Origin of the sequence: Pseudorhodoplanes sp., from assembly GCF_035565855.1 — a bacterium.
Classification (GTDB): Bacteria; Pseudomonadota; Alphaproteobacteria; order Rhizobiales; family Xanthobacteraceae; genus Pseudorhodoplanes.
The window spans coordinates 1-18,790 of record NZ_DATMRX010000117.1 but is presented as its reverse complement, the minus strand read 5'-3'; the positions used below and the strand labels follow the sequence as shown (position 1 = coordinate 18,790).

General features: G+C 64.0%; 18 protein-coding genes and 1 pseudogene. 9 read left to right on the top strand and 10 right to left on the bottom strand.

Annotated elements, in window-relative coordinates; all coding sequences use genetic code 11:
• Window positions 1-420 precede the first annotated feature (420 nt).
• Window positions 421-918: pseudogene (locus VN004_RS06695) on the bottom strand (YcgN family cysteine cluster protein); the annotation flags it as partial.
• A 305-nt stretch (window positions 919-1,223) separates the two neighbouring features.
• Here VN004_RS06695 and VN004_RS06690 point away from each other — a divergent pair.
• The 3 genes from VN004_RS06690 to VN004_RS06680 are packed head-to-tail and all read left to right on the top strand — an operon-like array spanning window position 1,224 to window position 4,681.
• Complete coding sequence (locus VN004_RS06690) at window positions 1,224-3,482, top strand: PBP1A family penicillin-binding protein (RefSeq protein ID WP_325608233.1); 2,259 nt, start codon at window positions 1,224-1,226, stop codon at window positions 3,480-3,482.
• Between the two features lie 59 nt (window positions 3,483-3,541).
• Window positions 3,542-4,120, top strand: coding sequence for a DUF1214 domain-containing protein (locus tag VN004_RS06685; RefSeq protein WP_325608231.1), 579 nt, complete (start codon window positions 3,542-3,544; stop codon window positions 4,118-4,120).
• Between the two features lie 9 nt (window positions 4,121-4,129).
• The gene (locus tag VN004_RS06680) at window positions 4,130-4,681 is read left to right on the top strand and encodes a DUF1254 domain-containing protein (RefSeq protein ID WP_325608229.1); all 552 of its coding nucleotides are present in this window, start codon (window positions 4,130-4,132) and stop codon (window positions 4,679-4,681) included.
• Window positions 4,682-4,686: 5 nt separating this feature from the next.
• Here VN004_RS06680 and VN004_RS06675 read toward each other — a convergent pair whose 3' ends face one another.
• Complete coding sequence (locus VN004_RS06675; protein WP_325608227.1) at window positions 4,687-5,469, bottom strand: hypothetical protein; 783 nt, start codon at window positions 5,467-5,469, stop codon at window positions 4,687-4,689.
• A 329-nt stretch (window positions 5,470-5,798) separates the two neighbouring features.
• On the opposite strand from VN004_RS06675, the gene VN004_RS06670 reads away from it, so the two are divergent.
• Window positions 5,799-6,812: a DUF2336 domain-containing protein gene (locus VN004_RS06670; RefSeq protein ID WP_325608225.1), complete on the top strand. Its 1,014-nt coding sequence runs from the start codon at window positions 5,799-5,801 to the stop codon at window positions 6,810-6,812.
• 3 nt (window positions 6,813-6,815) lie between these two features.
• On the opposite strand, the gene VN004_RS06665 is transcribed toward VN004_RS06670, so the two are convergent.
• Genes VN004_RS06665 through VN004_RS06655 form a run of 3 tightly spaced genes read right to left on the bottom strand, consistent with a single transcriptional unit; the run spans window position 6,816 to window position 9,849 of the window.
• Window positions 6,816-7,163 carry a DUF1491 family protein gene (locus tag VN004_RS06665; RefSeq protein ID WP_325608223.1) on the bottom strand — a complete coding sequence of 116 codons (348 nt, stop codon included), beginning with the start codon at window positions 7,161-7,163 and terminating at the stop codon, window positions 6,816-6,818.
• A gap of 57 nt (window positions 7,164-7,220) precedes the next feature.
• A complete protein-coding gene (locus VN004_RS06660; protein ID WP_325608221.1) occupies window positions 7,221-8,021 on the bottom strand; it encodes a peptidoglycan-binding domain-containing protein in 801 nt (266 codons plus the stop codon).
• A 22-nt stretch (window positions 8,022-8,043) separates the two neighbouring features.
• The gene (locus VN004_RS06655) at window positions 8,044-9,849 is read right to left on the bottom strand and encodes a sensor histidine kinase (RefSeq protein ID WP_414710238.1); all 1,806 of its coding nucleotides are present in this window, start codon (window positions 9,847-9,849) and stop codon (window positions 8,044-8,046) included.
• A 372-nt stretch (window positions 9,850-10,221) separates the two neighbouring features.
• On the opposite strand from VN004_RS06655, the gene VN004_RS06650 reads away from it, so the two are divergent.
• Both VN004_RS06650 and VN004_RS06645 read left to right on the top strand, forming a co-directional pair.
• Window positions 10,222-10,623, top strand: a complete 402-nt coding sequence (locus VN004_RS06650; protein WP_325608219.1) for a DUF5330 domain-containing protein — start codon at window positions 10,222-10,224, stop codon at window positions 10,621-10,623.
• Between the two features lie 56 nt (window positions 10,624-10,679).
• Entirely contained in the window at window positions 10,680-11,111 is a 432-nt protein-coding gene (locus VN004_RS06645; protein WP_325608217.1) for a SufE family protein, read from the top strand.
• Here the strand turns inward: VN004_RS06645 and VN004_RS06640 are convergent.
• The 3 genes from VN004_RS06640 to VN004_RS06630 form a co-directional block, all read right to left on the bottom strand.
• Window positions 11,108-11,722, bottom strand: a complete 615-nt coding sequence (locus tag VN004_RS06640; protein ID WP_325608215.1) for a DUF6456 domain-containing protein — start codon at window positions 11,720-11,722, stop codon at window positions 11,108-11,110. The genes VN004_RS06645 and VN004_RS06640 overlap by 4 nt on opposite strands.
• Window positions 11,719-12,024 (bottom strand): helix-turn-helix domain-containing protein, encoded by a 306-nt coding sequence (locus VN004_RS06635; protein ID WP_325608213.1) that lies wholly within the window; start codon window positions 12,022-12,024, stop codon window positions 11,719-11,721. Before VN004_RS06635 ends, VN004_RS06640 begins: the two co-directional genes overlap by 4 nt.
• A 206-nt stretch (window positions 12,025-12,230) precedes the next feature.
• Window positions 12,231-12,968, bottom strand: a complete 738-nt coding sequence (locus VN004_RS06630; RefSeq protein WP_325608211.1) for a hypothetical protein — start codon at window positions 12,966-12,968, stop codon at window positions 12,231-12,233.
• A gap of 305 nt (window positions 12,969-13,273) precedes the next feature.
• On the opposite strand from VN004_RS06630, the gene VN004_RS06625 reads away from it, so the two are divergent.
• The 3 genes from VN004_RS06625 to VN004_RS06615 all read left to right on the top strand — a co-directional run bounded on the left by VN004_RS06625 (window position 13,274) and on the right by VN004_RS06615 (window position 16,276).
• The gene (locus VN004_RS06625; protein WP_325608209.1) at window positions 13,274-13,876 is read left to right on the top strand and encodes a superoxide dismutase; all 603 of its coding nucleotides are present in this window, start codon (window positions 13,274-13,276) and stop codon (window positions 13,874-13,876) included.
• A gap of 108 nt (window positions 13,877-13,984) precedes the next feature.
• Window positions 13,985-15,607 carry a glycosyltransferase family 39 protein gene (locus VN004_RS06620; protein WP_325608235.1) on the top strand — a complete coding sequence of 541 codons (1,623 nt, stop codon included), beginning with the start codon at window positions 13,985-13,987 and terminating at the stop codon, window positions 15,605-15,607.
• 9 nt (window positions 15,608-15,616) lie between these two features.
• Window positions 15,617-16,276 (top strand): haloacid dehalogenase type II, encoded by a 660-nt coding sequence (locus VN004_RS06615; protein WP_325608207.1) that lies wholly within the window; start codon window positions 15,617-15,619, stop codon window positions 16,274-16,276.
• 363 nt (window positions 16,277-16,639) lie between these two features.
• Here the strand turns inward: VN004_RS06615 and VN004_RS06610 are convergent, their stop codons facing one another.
• Together VN004_RS06610 and VN004_RS06605 are read right to left on the bottom strand one after the other, a co-directional pair.
• Window positions 16,640-16,912 carry a hypothetical protein gene (locus VN004_RS06610; protein WP_325608205.1) on the bottom strand — a complete coding sequence of 91 codons (273 nt, stop codon included), beginning with the start codon at window positions 16,910-16,912 and terminating at the stop codon, window positions 16,640-16,642.
• A 90-nt stretch (window positions 16,913-17,002) separates the two neighbouring features.
• The gene (locus VN004_RS06605) at window positions 17,003-18,226 is read right to left on the bottom strand and encodes an MFS transporter (protein WP_325608204.1); all 1,224 of its coding nucleotides are present in this window, start codon (window positions 18,224-18,226) and stop codon (window positions 17,003-17,005) included.
• Between the last annotated feature and the right edge of the window lie 564 nt (window positions 18,227-18,790).

Sequence of the window (18,790 nt, the reverse complement as noted above, 5' to 3'; positions counted from 1 at the left end):
TGTCTTAGCAAATCCGCAGGCGCAAAGAGGAGCAGCAACCTCGCTGGCCGAGAGATTCCGCGCAATGCTCTGGGGCGATGGCAAGAAAGCCGAGCCCTCCCCGGCCCGTCTCACGTAATCAGAAATCCGATTCTTTAGATCTGGGTCCCGCTTCCGCGGGGACGAGCGGCGCCTGTGTCGTCGCTCCTGATACTTCACGCGAACGGAGCCGGGCGGCTGCTGTCGTGAAAACTGAAAGGGCTCTCGTCCAGCGACCGGACGCGGTTCTCGATTCTAGCGACGCACCGGCACGGCTTTCTTCGCACCAGTCTTCGCACCGGTCTTTGCATCGGCGGTTTTTGCATCCGACTTGGGCGCGGTCTTAGCCCCGACCCCAATGTTGACCTTTGCCCTGCGCGACGTCGCCGGCTTCGCCGCCGCCCTGCCCGCTTTCGGCACCCGGCCCGGCCAGCTGACGATCCAGTTGCCGAGCTCCTCGTCCGGGACCTGGCTCTCGCAGGCGCCGACCCGGCCGCGCACCGAAATGCCGGCGGCGTGCACACTGTCCGGGTCGCCGGAAACCAGCGGATGCCACCAATAGAGGTCCTTGCCCTTGGCGAGAAGATCATAGGCGCAGGTCGGGGGCAGCCAGTCGAGCACCCGCACCTCGGCCGGGGTCAGGCCGACGCAATCGGGCACCTTCTTCAGCCGGTTGCGGTAATCGGTGCAGCGGCAGGTGTCGTGGTCGAGCAGCTTGCAGGCCACGTCAGTGAAGAAAATTTTGCCGGTGCCCTCCTCTTCGAGCTTGTTCAGACAGCAGCGGCCGCAGCCGTCGCACAGGCTTTCCCACTCGGCCCTGGTCATCTGCTCCAGGGTCTTGCGCTTCCAGAACGGGGCAGGTTCCGGCGCGGGCTGGCGCAAGGCGGGCTTTCGGGTCACGGCAGGTCTAAATCCTTGCCCGGCGCGCGACGGCCGGGTTCCATCTCAACGTTGAAACCTTAAGTCGGAAGCGGGCCGGTCAACCCCGCAACCCATCGGCCGCGCTTGTAGAATCGGTGCGTAGCCGCATTTTACCCTTATCCGCAATTTCGACACGCTGTGTGGCTCTGGTGGCATGGAACAGCAAGGCGATATCGGCTAGATATGGCGTTGTCCCGGGCATTTCCGAAAGTCCGCCAGCGCTTTAGCGGGATCACTTTGGCCGATCACCTTGGCACAGGCCAGTTTGTTACAAGGAAGCCCGCGTGGCTGACCGCAAAACAATAACTTTCGCCGAGCGCGTGCGGCGGTTTTTCCTCGATCTCGACGCCCGGATCGATTCCGGGCTGTTCAGCACGGCCCGCTGGACGCGCGAGCTTTACGAGCGGTTCGTCACCGTCATGGACCGGTTCCACGTCGCCGGCTGGAAGCGCTGGGCTCTGGTCGAGCCGGCGTCGGAGGCAGCGACCTTGGGTTCCGTCGGCCTCGTGCTGGCTCTGGCGCTGGCCATACCGGCCTTCAACGAGACGAGCGACGAGGACTGGCTGAAGAAGAGTGAGCTCGCGGTGCAGTTCCTCGACCGCTACGGCAACGAGGTCGGCGCGCGCGGCATCAAGCATAATGACTCGATCCCGATCGAAGAGTTTCCCGATCACCTGATCAAGGCGACCCTCGCGACCGAGGACCGGCGCTTCTACGAGCATTTCGGCATCGACGTGGCGGGCACCTTGCGCGCCTTCGTCACCAATGCGCGGGCCGGCGGCGTCGTGCAGGGCGGCTCTTCGATCACGCAGCAGCTGGCCAAGAACCTGTTTCTGAGCAACGAGCGCACCATCGAGCGCAAGGTGAAGGAAGCCTTCCTCGCGGTCTGGCTCGAGACGAGGCTGACCAAGAACCAGATCCTGAAACTGTATCTGGACCGCGCCTATCTTGGCGGCGGCGCGTTCGGCGTCGATGCCGCCGCGCAATATTATTTCAACAAATCCGCCCGCGATGTGAATCTCTCCGAGGCCGCGATGCTGGCGGGGCTGTTCAAGGCGCCGACCCGTTACGCGCCTCACATCAACCTGCCGGCGGCCCGTGCTCGCGCCAACACCGTGCTCGATAATCTGATTGAAGCCGGCATGATGACCGAAGGCCAGGTGTTCGGCGCCCGCCGCAATCCGGCGGTCGCGGTCGACCGGCGCGACGAACGGCAACCGAACTACTATCTCGACTACGCCTTCGACGAGATGAAGAAGCTCGTCGACGCGCTGCCGAAGTCGGTTCAGGAGCGCGTGTTCATCGTCCGGACCGGCCTCGATGTGAACCTGCAGCGCCAGGCCGAAAACGCCGTCGACGAAACCCTGCGCGAATATGGCCGGCAATACGGCGCCCGCCAGGCCGCAACCGCAGTGTTCGAGACCGACGGCACGCTGCGCGCGCTGGTCGGCGGCCGCGATTACAGCGAAAGCCAGTTCAACCGCGCGACCGACGCGCTCCGTCAGCCGGGCTCCTCATTCAAGCCTTATGTCTATGCCGCGGCTTTCATTCATGGCCTGAAGCCGACGACAGTGGTGGCCGACAGTCCCGTCTGCATCGGCAATTGGTGCCCGCACAATTATTCCGGCGGCTATTCCGGATCGCAGACCCTGACCTCGGCTCTGGTGCGTTCGATCAACACTGTCCCGGTCAAGCTTTCCATCACCATCGGCAACGGCAATCCACGCGCCGGCCGCAACAAGATCGTGGACCTCGCCAAGAAGATGGGCCTGCGAACACCGCTTCCGGATACGCCATCTTTGCCGATCGGCGCGTCCGAGGTCACGGTCTTCGACCACGCCGTAGCTTTCGCCACGTTTCCAAATGGCGGCCTTGCGGTGAGCCCACACGCGATCCTTGAAGTTCGCAGCGCCACCGGCGAACTGATCTGGCGCTTCGATCGCGATGGCCCGAAGCCGCGCCGTGTGATGCCGGCCCAGGTCGCATCCGACATCAACATGATCCTGAATCAGGCGGTCGAGGCCGGTACCGGACGTCGCGCCATGCTCGACGGCATCAAGGGCGCGGGCAAGACCGGCACCACCAACGCCTATCGTGACGCCTGGTTTGCGGGCTACACGGGCAACATGGTCGCCGCGGTTTGGTTCGGCAACGACGATTATGCGCCGACCAACCGCATGACCGGCGGCTCGCTTCCGGCGATGACCTGGAAGAAGATCATGGCTTATGCCCATCAGGGCGTCGAGCTGAAGCCGATCCCGGGCGTGCCGCCGCATCCGGGGCCGTTCGGTCCGACAGTCGCCGCAGCTCCGGGCGCGCGGCCGGGTGACGAAATTCCTCGCCCCACGCTGCTCACCAAGAAGGGCGGCGACGTCCTGATCCGGATCGAGCGAGCGATGGAGGAAGCCAGCCGCTCGCTGGCGCCGGCCGCCGTCGCCGACCGCAATGTCGAGTCAGCGCCGCAAACGCCGGTTCCCGCCGGTTCCCGCGACGGCGTGGTTGCCGCCACCGAAGGCCGCGGACGCCCTGTCCGGGGCAATTGACAAGCCCTCCAGCCATTTCATATCGCTGACCAACTCCTCGACCGAAGCTTGGATATCCCGTGCAATTGCTCATCGGATTGCTGTTGGCATTCGCGGTCGCGGCATCCGTCGGGTTGGGCACCACGTGGTATGCCTTGCAAGGCGGGACGCCGTTCGGCGCTTTCACCGTCGGCGCCTGGTCGGCGTGGCCTCGCACCGGTACGCCGGCCATCGATCCCTATGCCCGTGCCCTGGTCGCCCGAAGCGGAGAATTACCGATGGGTGCCGGCGACGGGATCGCCTTCGTTGCGACCAAGGATGACGACGGCGCCGTGCTCGACGGCCGCTGCGACGTGACCGTCTCGGGTGTAACGCCGCAAGCGCGTTTCTGGACATTGACGCTCTACGACCCCGAAGGGCAATTGGTCGGCAATTCCCTGAAGCGTCACGGTTTCACCAGTCACGAAGTCATTCGCTCGTCCGAAGGCAAGATCGACATCTCCGTCGCGCCCCGCGCGCGTGCCGGCAATTGGCTCCCGACCGGCGGCATCGATCGATACAAACTGGTCTTGCGCTTCTACGATTCTCCGATCGGCGTCGCCTCGCGCACCGGCCGCGAGACCCAGCTGCCATCCGTGAAAGTCAGCTCATGTCCGTGAGGCAATGACGTGATGCGCTGGATCTTGTGGATCTTGAGTGGCCTCCTGTTGGGCGGCATCGTCCATTTCATCACCATTCTCTATCTGCCGAACACGGCGACGCAGAATGCCTATGCGCGCATTTCGGCGATCGCTCCGGTCAACAGCGTGGTCGCGCTGCCTGCCCCGAACCCGGAGAAATCCGTCCTGCCTTTGATGGACCCCGCCTTTGCGGCGGCCGTCTGCCGTTACGACCTGAGAGAAGGCGGGATCAAGCTCACGGCGCCGGTGAGTCCGGCCTATACGTCGGTGACCTTCTACACCAACAAGGATGTCGCTTATTACGCCATCAACGATCGCGCCGCGGGCCGCCGATCGATCGAGCTCGACCTGATGACCCCGGCGCAGAAGGCGCAATTGCCCGAGGATGAAGACGTCGCCGCGGCGGACCGGCTGATCGTGGAATCGCCGAGCGAGACCGGCCTGATCGTCCTGCGTGCCCTTGCGTCGGAGCCGGGCATGATGCCGGCCGCGATCGCGGCGCTGTCCGCCGCCCGATGCGAATCGCTCCCGCCGTCCTGACGCCGCTATTTGGTCACGAGCGGACGCGTGACCTTCGCATTGCCGGGTTGTGGCGCGCCAACCGCCTTTGCCAGCCACGGACCGTTCGAACCGCGCGGCACGAGTGCTGCCTGCGCGATCAGGGCCCGCATGTGATTGAGTTCGCGCTCCACCTCCGCGGCCTTCGGCGACGGCGCGACAATCACCAGCTTTTCCAGCGCGAAATTATACGCGTAGGTGCGCTCCATCAGCGATTGATGGACCCAGCGCGCGATCAGTGAATTCTCGGCCATTCGCGCCACGGCGTTGCCGTGCTCGCGCGGATTGAGGTTGGAGACATAGCGCAGGCTCTTGTCGCGCCGCACGTCCATGTCGGACACCTGACGGGCAACCATGGCGAACGGACCGATGCGGACATTGTCGTTTCTGATGTCGCGCAACAGCCGCGCATAATAGGTCTCGGTGGAGCGCGCAGGGTCCGCGAACATGTTCGCGGTATAGTCCGCCGGGTCGTAGGTCCACCAGCTCTGCAGGAACATGCCGGACAGGCCGTATTCGTTGAGCACGCTGTACCAGCGTTGGCGCTCATAGGGCGGCTCGATCAACGGATATGCGAGGTCGCGCAATGTGCGCTCCTCGTCGGTCAGCGGAAAGGCCGACTCCGCTTCGCCATAACGTTCGGTGACTGCGGGGCCCATCCACCGGTGAATATCGTCGGACCGCAGCGTCGGACGCACGCGGCCGAGATCCGTGTTCAGGCAACCGATCAGCGGCAGGCAGAAAAGAATTCTGGTCTTGTGGAGTTTCACCGCCGTGAAACTCGCCTGCGACGCTTGCTGCCGCCCGCAATGCCGCACCTCAGCGGCTGACTGGCCGGCTTGTCCTCGTACCGCTCAATGCGGATGACCGGGAGAATCACAACGTCGCCTACCCGGTTTGCTCGCGCCGCACTGCGCACGCGCGGAGCTCCCTCATGTGACGGAAAGTCGATCACAACGCCCATTGACCTTGTCCCCACCCCCGATCCCGGCGCGCCGCCGGGCTGTCGCGATTTAGAGACTGTCATGGTTAACGGTCCGCTAACGGGCGGCCGCTAGCATACGGCTCGCAACATCAGTTCGAGTTCGGATGGCGCAAGGTGAAAGCTCTTACTCTCGACAATCTCGGCGGCATGACCGGTCTTGCGGGCTTGGCGGACCGCTCCGGCGTCGACATCAGACCAACTTTGCTTCGTGTTCTGACCGACCTCTACATTCAGAAATCGACCCATACCCCGCATGAGGATCAGCACTTTACCGAGCTGGCCTTGCGGCTGATCGATGTGGTCGACGAATCGACGCGCAGCTCCGTTGCGGTTCGATTGAAGTCCCATCCGCGCGCACCGCACGCTGTCCTGCAAAGGCTCGCAGAGCTGGCGCCGCAGATGCCGCAACCGAGCCAGCACGGCAGCATCGAATTGTTCGGTCAGGGACCCTCGCTCGACGACGATCTCGGCATTTTCGAACCGGCAGGCGGAACCGCGCAGCCCCCGCGTCCGAGCGCACCGCGGCCCACGCCCGAGCCTCGCCCGACCGTCGACTATGTCGGCCAGCGCGAGACATTCTTTTCCGCGAATGCCGAGGACAGGAAGCTGATCCTCGTCAATCTCGAGCCTGTCGCCGTCGAGGAGGTTGCGCCGGCGCCAGAGACCAACATCATCCGCTACCTGGAACAGGCCGCCCTCGCCGGACGCGCGCAGGAATTCACGACGCTTCTGCAACAGGGACTGGGTGTATCCCGCGCGCTGGCGCGACGCATTGTCAGCGACGTTTCGGGCGAACCCTTCGTCGTGTCCGCCAAGGCGCTGACGATGCCGACCGATGTGTTTCAGCGCATCCTGATGTCGCTTAACCCTGAGATCGGTCAGTCCGTCGAGCGCGTGTTCGAGCTGTCTGATCTGTTCCTCGAGCTGCCGCTGTCCTCGGCGTTGCATATGGTCGCGATCTGGCGCGCGGCCGACCGGATAGAGGCGCGAAGCCTGCTGCATCGGCGCGCGCATTGGGATGACGTGCCGGTCCAAACACGGGATCGCAACGCAACTCACGAGCAACAGCGCTCGATGGAGCGGACCACGGCTGCGGACCCGTCGAGACGGGGCACCGCGCGCGGCTGAAAATCAGGCGATCACCCGATCGAGGAAATTCCGGCCTGCCCTGTCCTCGACTTCGACCACCCAGATGTCCGGGTCGAATTCGATCTGGCGGGAGAGATATTTCTCGATCTCCGCATCGGGCCGCGGCTGCGCGCGCAGGCATGCAATGAAGGCCCGGTCACCCGGCCGCGCCTCGTCGAACTCGGTCTGCGGCGCGGGCCCGAACAGGTCGGCCGTGCCATCGAGACGATCGATCTTCACGAAGATGGCGCCCGCTTCCTCGGCGCCGCGTCGCCGCACCACGGCGTAGGCGCCCTCGATCATGCAGCGCCGGATATAGGCAGAAACCCAGATCGACGATTTCAACCGCATCAGCCCTGCCCTATCCCCGCTCTACCGCGCACAAAGGAGCGCGGCGGCAGGACTGAGCTAGTCGAGCTCCCGGCCGGTGACAACCGCCAGCTCGCGCATCAGTCGCGGCGAAATCTGGCCGGTGACCGGCAGCTTGCGGGCGCGTTCAAATTGCTCGATCGCCTGCTTGGTCTCGGGGCCATAGGTGCCGTTCGGCCTGAATTGGCCATAGCCATAATCGGTCAGGGCCCGCTGAACGGCGAAAATCCGCTTCGATGACGGCGCGATCAGCTCGGCAATCGGATCGGCTGCCGGCGGCTGAACCGCGGCCGCCCGCGAGCCGGCTTTCGCCGTCGAACGGCTGACGGCACGGAGGAAGACCTCGTTCGGCTCCGAGCCAGGACGCAGGCCCGACGCCTGTTCGAAGTCGCGCATCGCCGCATTGGTCTTCGGGCCGAATACGCCGTCGGGAGCGCCGTCATAGAACCCGCGGCGCGCGAGTTCGCGCTGGATATCCGCGATCACTTCGTTGCGCGGGCGCGGAGCGGCTGCCGGATCTGGCTTCGCTTCGGCCTTTGATGCATCGGCCTTCGTCGTCTCGACTTTCGGCAGCGAGGCTTCGCCAGCGATGCCTTTCGGTGAGACGGCCTGGGGCGGCGGTCCGGTCAATTCCTGTCCGACCACACGGATCGTCCTCGGCGCCGGCGCGGGCGATGGCACGGGCTGCGCCGCGAACAGCGGCGCCGGATGCGGGCCCGATTGCAGGAAAGCAGCGTTCGTGATCACTCCGCCCAGGGCGGCAACACCAATAGCGGCCGCGATCGCGTCCTTGCGCCACCCGCGCCCCGTGACGGTCGTCTGATCGTCGTCGAGAGCCAACGATCCCTTTCTCTGCGATGCCTTACGCACTCTTACGCACCTGATTTTCGTTCGGCCTCCGGACGCGTTCGAACGGTTTCAACGCGCCATTGTTGTTTCGACCCGGCACCATTGCAGCCTCGCAATCGAGCGGCAAATGAATGCTGATCGTCGTTCCCTTGCCCAGTTCGCTGCGAACCTGCATCTCCCCGCCATGCAGCGAGACAAGGCCCTTCACAATCGACAGTCCAAGACCCGTGCCGTCATGGCGGCGATCATAGGTCGAGCGAGCCTGGAAGAATGGATGGCCGATGCGCGGCAGATCGGTCGCACTGATGCCGACGCCATTGTCCTCGACCGAAACCACCAGTCGTCCGCCTTGCATACGCGAGTCGACAACAACACGTCCGCCGCGATTGCTGAACTTGATGGCGTTCGACAGGAGGTTCAGCATGATCTGCTTGAACGCCCGCTTGTCGGCGACGATATCAGGCAAATCGGCCGTGCGCATCACCAGCTCGACCCCGGCGTCGCATGCGCGCAGCGCAAGAATGTCGCAACAATTGCTGACAACCTTGCCCGGTGCGAACGGCTCGGGCGTGATATCGAAATCGCCGGTCTCCATCTTCGACATATCGAGGATACCGTTCACGACCGCGAGCAGATGGCTGCCGGAATCGTTGATCAGTCGCGCATATTCTCTGCGCTTGGTCGCGTCGAGGCGCATTTGCTCCTCGTTCACCAGCATCTCCGAAAAGCCGATGATGGCGTTCAGCGGCGTGCGCAGCTCATGACTCATGGTCGCGAGGAAGCGACTTTGTGCAGCATCGGCACGATCGGATTCGGCGCGGACCGCATGGAGCGCCTGTTCCTGGTTCTTGCGATCCGATACGTCGCGCATCACGGCGACGACCTCGCGGTCCCCCGTCGTCGCCGAAGCAGCGTCGAGTGGACGGCACCGCATTTCCAGCCAGATGAATTCGATGCCCGTAGCGCCGCGGCCGATCGGACGCTTGGCCCGAAACTCGACCAACTGCTCGCGGCCCTGCGCCGCCTCGGACAGGGCCGACAGATAGGCCGGCCGGTCCGCGACATGAACGCGGTCGAACAGGCCCGGTCCGCCCAATTCTTCGGCACTCACGCCGAACACGGCTTCGGCCGCCGGGGAAGCAAACAGCACAGCGCCATTTCGGCCGTGGCGGGTCACGACATCGGTCATGTTCCGCGCCAGCAACCGGTATCGATCTTCTTCGTCGTGAAGGCGAAACAGGCTTCTTCGCGCCAGGGACCCGGCAGCGAGCGCGAGGCCGGTTGCGTAGATGGCGGCCGAAACGATTCCCAATGCGGTAAGCCAGGACTGCCCCGCGGTCACCGGCTCCGGCGTCAGCCCATAGCGCTGAGCCAACAGCAGGGTCCCCGCTGCCGCCACCGCGAATGCAGAGGCTGCGACAACCGCCTTACGCGAGGCGGATAGCGATGCCTCGAGCGGCACTACGACCAGCCAGATCGCGGCGAAGGAAGTGATCCCCCCGGTCCGGTAAGCGACTGCAAATACAAGGGCCGTGAGAGCGAGCGACGACAGGATATGCGCCGCTTCGAAGCGCCCGGTCCTGGACAGAAAGAACGCGATGAGGATCGGAACCACGAGCCAGGCGAACACGAAGACTTCGATCGTGCTCGGCACGCCGCGGGCCACGAGATAAACGGGAAGCGCGGCGAGCGCGATCAGCGAACCGAACAGCCTCGGTGCGATGAACGCACGATGCCTCGCACCGGCCAGCGGATCGTGGCAGACCGAATGGTGAACCAGGCTATCGATATAGGTCCGAAGCGGCTCGGCGAAACTCAAGGCTACACGTTGCGCCAGCGAATTGAGCCAACGCACTCCCCATTTCGCCGGATCGTGTCAGACGCGGCTTAAGCGAACGCTAAGGGAACGGACAAGCGGTAACGCCATGCGCCGGTGGCCTGCGAATATTGGCGCCGTCGCGCGCCATCGTGACGCGATGGTGAATGTTCGGTTTCCGGACAAGGTATCGAAAACCTTGACGCGAGCTGAAATACAACCTGAAGCAATCCTTCACGGGGGATTGCTCAAATTCTAATAAAACTCGCGCCGCATTCTCATCGAATAAGCCCCAAAAATCCAACCGGCCTTTCAACTGCGCCTGTTAGACCGAATGCATAAGCGGCCGGTCGAGCCGCGGGGAGCGTTCGGGCCATGTTCTTCGTGTTGCGAGTGGCGTTCTGGCTCAGCATCGTACTCGTGCTGTTGCCGAGCAAGGATTACCAGCCACGCACACAGGCGCCGCAGATCGGCGCCGCCGATGCAGTGAATGCGGCGACCGCCGCGGTGTCGGACCTCAGCGGCTTCTGCGATCGTCAGCCGGAAGCCTGCAAGGTCGGCGGTCAGGCTGCGGTCGCGTTCGGCCAGCGCGCCCAGGCGGGTGCACGTTACCTGATCGACCTCTTGCAGGACCAAATCGCGCCGACCCAGACCGGCTCCATCAATGGCGCAAACGCGACAGGCACCCCGAAGTCGCAGCACACTTTGAAGCCCGCCGATCTGGAGCCGGAATGGCGCGCGCCGCTGCCTCCGAAGGATCCGCGGAAGGCGGCCTGATCCTCGGCTTCGGACGATGCTTTCCCTCCGCATCGCTCCTGCCTATATCTGAATGCATGGATCAGGGTACAATCGACGACATCATCGAGAATTTCGAATTTCTCGATGAGTGGGACGACCGATATCGCTACATCATCGAACTGGGGCGTGGCCTGCCGGACTTGCCGGAGGACGCGCGCACCGAGGCCAACAAGGTGCGCGGTTGTGCGAGTCAGGTCTGGGTGAAAACCGACACCCGACCGAATGGCCCGGAGGGTCCCGCCCTTGAGTTTCGCGGCGACAGCGACGCGCTGATCGTGCGCGGTCTGATCGCCATTCTGTTCGCGCTGTATTCGGGCAAGCCGGCCCGCGAGATCCTGGCCACCGACGCGATCGCGGTGTTCGAGAAGCTCGGGCTTCGCGAACACCTGACCCCGCAGCGCTCGAACGGGTTTCGGGCGATGGTCGATCGCATCAAGGCGGATGCCCGTGCCGCGCTCGCGGCCTAGCCTTCGGGATCGGTAGCGTCGCTGCCCTCCCCGACCCAGGCCCTCGTTTGCGCCGATGGCTTTCCCTTGACCTCCGCCCTGTAGCCGTAATGCCGGGCCAGCCGCTCGAGCGCGAGCTGCAGCACAACCTTCGCGGAGCGGGCCGGCCATTGCCGCTCCCGTTCGATGGTTTCGAGCTTCTTCAGAAAACAGCAGACATCGACCAGTAGTCCGGAGAATTCCGACCCGACCATATCCAGAGCATGCCGCAGACGCTGGCGCGCTGCGATGACGCGCTCGGTCGCGGGGGTGGACGTACCGGCATCGCGGCCCCGCCCGGCGACCGGCGCATGCCAGTTTGCGGTGACGCGGGGCATCATCTGGGCGCATGTGAAGTCGGCACGAAGGCGTTCGCCGGCCTGCAATTGATGGGCTTCGATCAATGGTCTGCCGTCGGCCCCCTTCCGCCGGGCGAGCCAGACGAGCGGGCTTTCCGACTCGTCGAATTTCGCGCCAGGTCCGACCTCAGGCCCCGCCGCATCCACAATCGACAGATGCTGCGCGCGATAGCGATCGATCGTGGAGGATTGCGCGGGGTTCGGCGCCGCCGGGCGGGAGCGGCGCGCAGTCATCCTTGCACCCGACGGGTTTGCGTTTCCGCGCTGAGGATATCGCGCTCCATCTTCAGCAACAGCGCGTCGAATGTCGGGTCGTCGCGCAGATCCTCCACGATGCGGCAGGCATGCGCGGCAGTCGTGCGGTCGCGGCCGAACAATTTGCCGGCATCGGAAAAGGTCAGCCCGAGCGCGACGCGTGCGAGATACATGCCCGCCTGGCGCGCGAAGGCGACGTCGTGGCGCCCGCGCGTTCTCGCGCACAGCGCGTCATGACCGACATCGAAAGCGGCTTCGACCGCACGAAAGACGGACGCCATGGCGCCCATGGGCGATCGCGAAAAGCGATGCCCATACCCATCCGCGAAGCGTTCCGATCTTCGCGAAGATTCGACAAAGTGCTGGTTCATTGCACACCTCTATAGGACTTAATACCTATAGTGTGCTATGACCACAATGTGAGGGGGATAACTTTTGTTGGGAGGGACGCGAACCCGGCTGCGGGCTGGAAAAAAGCCGTGGCGTCTCAGGAGCTCTTCTCAAGATGATTGCGCAATTCCTCGATGGAGCCGAAGCGGACAACGCCCTGCGCCAGTTCGGCTTCGATCGATCCATCGGTGTAGAGCGTATAGGCCATCCCGTCGACGACCCCGGACTTCAGGACGGTGACCGCCTCGGCGCGACCGCCGCCAGCCTCGGGCGGGGTCGGCAAGGCCGGCTCGCGACGGGCGGGACTGACGTCAAACGGGTTTTCGGAGGCCGCTGGCGCTGTCGGAGTCCGGCGCGCCGGCTCAGGTGACTTCGGAGCCGGCCGATCAGCCGAAGGACGCGGCGGCCGCCACCCTCCCCCACGCGGCGCGGGCGCCGCGGCAGGCGCCGGCACCTCTTCGACGGCGGGCGCAGCAGCGCGCGGGGCCGGAGGCCGGACCGGCTCGACTGTCGTTTCCGGCCGCTCGAATTCTTCAGGTGCGGGAGCGCGCGGCGCACGCGGCGCCGCCGCGACCGGCGCTGCGCTCTGCGAGGCGGAGGGTGCGGGCGCTGCAACCGCGCCAGCCGGCCTTGCGGCGAGGAGATCGGCAATACGCGAAAGCTGGCTGACCGCGCGGCTTACCGCGAACGTGACCAGACCGCCCATCGCGGTCACGGTGCCGGCCAGAATCAAGGTGTTGCCGAGGGAGAACTCGTTGATTGGAATGCCAAATCCAATCAGGATCGCACCCAGCGCCAGGGCCAGAATGCCAATCACCATCAACACAAAAGACATCACGCAGCCCCCGCAACCCACCGTCACAAATCTGCATGAATTGTGACGGCGTTCGTTTCGCCAGGCAAGTCATCGCCTCGACCAAAGTTGGGCGCTCTGATAACCCGCTGCGCAGTCTGACGCTACCTCAGCCAGATGAAATGCCGGACACCGGAGATCGTTCCCTATCCCAAGGCGGGAATTGCGGCGTCCGTTCCCGCGCTGCAATATTGCTTCCTAAACGCCCAGGGCCTAACTGAAGGCCGGGCCGGCAGCCACCTTTGCCGGCCGACGCCTTTAACGTCACCCGAAACGCGAGCAAGTCCATGTCATTTACGTTGCCCGATCTGCCCTATTCGTATGATGCCCTCGCGCCATACATGTCGCGTGAAACGCTCGAATATCATCACGACAAGCATCATCTGGCTTACGTCAATAACGGCAATAACCTGCTCAAGGGGACCGAGTGGGAAGGCAAGTCTCTCGAAGAGATCGTCAAAGGCTCTTTTGGGAAGAATCCCGGGCTCTTCAACAATGCCGGTCAGCACTACAACCACATCCACTTCTGGAAGTGGATGAAGCCAAGCGGCGGCGGCGACAAGATTCCCGGCGAACTCGAGAAAAAGATCGTCTCCGATCTCGGTTCGGTCGCCAAGATGAAAGAAGACTTCGCCCAGGCCGGCGTCACCCAGTTCGGTTCGGGCTGGTGCTGGCTCGCCGTCAAGGACGGCAAGATCGTCATCATGAAGACCGCGAACGGCGAAAGCCCGCTGGTTCACGGTGCCTCTCCGATCCTCGGCTGCGACGTGTGGGAGCACTCCTACTACATCGATTACCGCAACCGCCGTCCCGATTACCTGAAGGCCTTCGTGGACCATCTGGTGAACTGGGAATACGTGGCCGAAATGTACGCGCAGGCGGCCAAGTAACCCCACCCCGCTTTGCGAAGCTTGAGCGATATTCGACAATATCCGTTACGGCCGCCGACCTCGGCGGCCGTAACGCTGTCGGGGGAGCCCTTCCCCGATTCCACGCCCATCGTTGCCCGCGATCGCCTCGCATTTGGGTGTGACGTCGCGGCTCTCGTTCTGCTGGCGGTGCTCGCGGCGATCGCCTTCCGGACTTTTTCGGATTACGGGCTCGGCTGGGACGACTACACGCATTCCCAATACGGCCAGCTGCTGCTCGACTATTACGCCTCCGGCTTTTCGGACCGCCGCGCCCTCTCCTTCGTCAATCTCTATATGTATGGTGGCGGGTTCGACATGCTGGCGGCTCTCGTCGCCAAGGTCTTGCCGTATGACCTTTTCGCGACGCGGCGGCTGGTCGGTGCGGCCGTGGGACTCGTCGGCATGATCGTGGTCTGGCGATTGGGCCGGCGGCTCGGAGGCGCTGCGGCCGGGCTGCTCGCACTCATATTGCTCGCGACGGCCCCGCTTTATTACGGGCACATGTTCATCAACGCGAAGGACGCGCCGTTTGCGGTCGCCATGGTGCTCCTGCTCTACGGCCTCGTTCGCGCGCTACAGGATTATCCGCGGCCTGGCGTCTGGACGATCGTGATTTTCGGCATCGGTCTCGGACTTTCGCTCGGCACCCGCATCATGGGCGGGATGACCGCCTTCTACATGGTGCTGCCGACGGCCATCATGGTCGCGCATGACATGAAAGCGCAGGGCCTGCGCCCTGCTGCGGCGACATGCGGCCTGTTTGTCCTGCGGATGATTCCGGGGCTCCTCCTCGGCTATGCGGTGATGGCCCTGGTCTGGCCATGGTCGGTCGTCGAACCCCTCAATCCCGTGCGGGCCATCGAGTACTTTTCCCATTTCTTCGAAAAGCCCTGGAAGGAGATGTTCGCGGGCCAGCCGGTCCTCGTGCCGAACATGCCGCGCAGCTATCTGCCCACCTATCTCGCTTTGAAATTGCCCGAGATCCTGCTGCTGCTCGGCAGCGCAGGTCTGATCGGTGCTGTTGCTGCGCAGTTCAATCGCCAGATCGCGCCCGCGCTGCGCGCTTGTCTGCTTTTGGTCGCAACCGCGGTGATCTTTCCGGTGGCGCTTGCCATCGCGACGAAGCCCGCAATGTATAACGGCATCCGCCATTTCCTCTTTATCCTTCCGCCGCTCTGCGTGCTGGGCGGGCTGGCCGGCATCTTTATTCTGCGCTGGCTGGCCGAACGGGCACGGCTCGCTGCGCTGGCCGGCGGGGTCGTAATCCTTTCGGGCCTCGTCTTGCCGATCAAAGCGATGATCGCGCTGCATCCCTATCAATATGCTCACTTCAACACGGCGAGCGGAGGCGTGCGCGCGGCCGATAACGCCTACATGGTCGATTACTGGGGGCTCTCGTTCAAGCAGGCGGCCGACGAACTGCTCGGCATATTGGACAAGCAGGGAACACAGACTCCGGAGGGACGCCGCTGGGTCGTTGCCGTCTGCGGACCTCATCCACCGGCCGAAGTCGAGCTGGGCAACGATTTTCTCACCACCTGGAACGCCAAGGGCGCCGACTTTGCGCTGATGCTGGGGGAATTTTATTGCGCCGAGCTCAAGGCGCCCGAACTCGTGCGGGTCGAACGTGAGGGCGTCGTGTTCGCACGGGTGTACGATTTGCGCGGACGCAACTTATCGGATCTGTTCACGCTGCCACCCATAGAATGAGGGCGCTCCATGCGGGCACGCGCTTTTGTCTTCGACGCCTACGGCACGCTGTTCAACGTGCACGCCGCGATCGCCCGCTATCGGACGCAAGTCGGACCGGACGCCGATCGCATTTCGGACTTATGGCGGACCAAGCAGCTCGAATACACGTGGACGCTGACGCTTGCGGGCCGCTACGAGGATTTCTGGACGCTGACCAGGCGCGCGCTGGATTTCGCGGTCGCGCGTTATCCGTCGATTCCAGAGAACCTGAAGGGCGCGCTGCTCGATGCCTATTTCAATCTCGATCCCTTTGCGGATGCCGGGCCGTGTCTTAGCGCACTCCGCGAGGGCGGCTATCGCACCGCGATCCTGTCGAACGGCTCGCCGGAAATGCTGAGTGCCGCCGTGACCAATGCCGGGTTCAGTCCCCTGCTCGATGCCGTGCTCTCGGTTGATCCGCTCAGGATGTATAAGCCGCGCCGCGAGGTCTACGCGCTGGCGACCGATCATTTGTCCTGCGCGCCCGAGGACATCGTATTCGTCTCGTCGAATCGTTGGGATGTGATGGGCGCGGCCGCATTTGGCTTTTCGGCGGTCTGGGTCAACCGCGGCCAGCTGCCGGGCGAGTATGAGGATTGCCCGCCGAAAAGGATTGTCGCGGATCTGTCGGCCTTGTCTGAACTCTGACGCTCTATTCGGCAGCTTCGACCATCGAGTCGAGGAAAGCGTCGGTTGCGCGGATCTGATGCGATGTCGAGCAATTCGGACACCACACCGAAAGCTTCATATTGCGCATTTCCAGCAGCGTTACCGTGTCCGTTTGAATACTCGTCGTTACGACACGGCCACTTCGCGGGCACTTGTACTTCAACATGACGACGCAACCTCCACCTGCGAGAAATCCTACGCTGCGGCCGGAGGTATTTGGGCTAAAGCGGTAGTTCTCCACCGCTTATCCACAAATTCTTCACGGTTTCGACACACTCCTTACCGCAACGCAAAAAGCCCGGACTTTCGTCCGAGCCTCGCAGCCAAAACTGAGTCGCTTTTTCAGTAAAAGCGGCAGACGCGCATGCCAGCCCGGTCGTACCAGCATTCCTGATGACGCCCGGACCGCAGCCATGTCGGCAAGCGCGGTCCGCCGACCGCGACCCCGACGATGGTGCCGACGACCGCGCCGGGTGGCCCGCCGATGACCGCCCCCACCCCCGCCCCGATGGCCGCGCCGGTCACGACGCTCCGGGATTCGAAATACGCGTTTGCCGACACGCTGGACGTGGCAAGCGTAATTGCCGCGACACCTGCGATCAGAATGGTCCGCATCGCTGCTCTCCTGCGGGGGAACCCGCCCGCAGCACTACACTGCGTTAACGTTAAGATTCCGTGACCCAGTCGCGGCTGGACGCCGCCCGGTCATGCCGCCCGCGGCCGCTGTGCGACCGTGATGAGGACCACCGGGATCGCAGCGAGCGACAGCAGCGCGGTGCCGACAATCACGCTTGCCGGGCTGCCGACGTCCATCATGTAGCCGAACACAGGCGGCGCCACGACACCGCCGATATTGAAGCCGGTGGTCACGAAGCCGAAAACCCGGCCGAACGCACCGGGCGGCGTCACCGCCCTCACGATCATGTCGCGCGACGGCTGGATAACGCCGTTGGCGAAGCCGGAAATCGCCATCAGCGAAATCAGGATCGTCGTTCCAAGGTCGATGAAGGCGATCGGGATCAGCGCCACGCCGCTCACGAACAGGCCGATCAGCGCAACGACCTCGTGGCGCTCGGTTCGCGACACCAGCCAGCCGCCGACCAGCACCGCGCAGGCGCTGAACATCAGGTAGACCGTGATGGCCGTCGTCGAAAACGACAGCGTCGTCCCCCGGAGCGCCTGGAGCGCGACGATGCCGTAATTCTGGGTGCCGACGGACACCGACGCGATCAGCATGAAGAAGATGAGGTTGAGCACGACCGGCCAGGTGGCGAGCACGCGCCAATCGCCGGCCGACGGCGCGGACTTGTCGGCCGCCTTGGCGCGCGCGGCTTCCCGGCCGCCGAGCGGCTCGCCCAACATCATGATGGCGACCGCAACGATCAGGCCGAGCAGCGCCGCGGCGACGAACGCCCCTCGCCAGCCCAGACTGGTCGCAAGAAAAACCATGGCCGCCGGGGTGATCGCGGTGCCCATAAAGCCGGCGAAGATATGGATCGAAAATGCCTGTCCGACCCGGCCGGCCGACACGCGATTGGACAACAGCGCATAGTCAGCGGGGTGGTACACCGTATTGGCGAGGCCGAGACCGGCGAACGCCACGCCAAACAGCAGAAAGACCGGTGCGGCCGCTGCCGCCGCGAGCGAAGCCGCGCCGAGCAACAGGCCTCCGACCAGCACCGTGCGCGCCGAGGTGCGGTCGACCAGAAATCCGGCGGGGGTCTGAAGGAGCGCGGAGATCACGTTGAAGACCGCGATCACCACACCGAGCTCGGTATAGCTCACCCCGAACTCCGCCCTGACGAACGGGAACACCGGAGGCAGCACCAGAATGAAGATGTGACTGACGAAATGCGCCGCGCCGACAAGTCCGATCACACGCAGATCGGTCGAGCGCGTTGGTCTGGCGTCGATGGTGGTCGGCGTCATGGAAAGGGTCCCGGCTGAGTGCCGGCATAGCATGAAGCGCTTGAATGGGGCATGCACTGCGCGAAGACGGGGTGCGCGGTTCCATGGCTGTTGCCGCGCACGCTTCGACATCCGCGGAGCACAAAGACCCCGACGGCATCGAAAGAGAGGGACGACGCACCGAGAGGCGCGGTCAGTCCGAATGTGCCACACCATTCGCAGACACGTTCACGCATCTGCGTGACCATCTGCACGGCATGGCCGCCTCTCGGCGCGTCGCTTGCGGCGTTCTCATTCCGGTACCGGGCCGCGCTTTGCCTCCATGCGCCGAAGTCGCGCATGGCGTCAGCCAGCTCCTGGCAGGGGTCCGTAGTGACCCCGGGCGGAGCCCCGGCACCGCCCGAGTGCGTGGCTTGCGAACCACGCCCGCAGGCGCCGCACCCTGCCCCACCTCGACGACGCCTCGCGAAGCGCCCCCTCATGGACAGGGTGACAGGAATATACTCCTTTTAGGAATTAAGTCAACACACCAAATACAGACCAGCCTCGTAAATTGCAATCTTGACTCACTACCACCTGCAATAG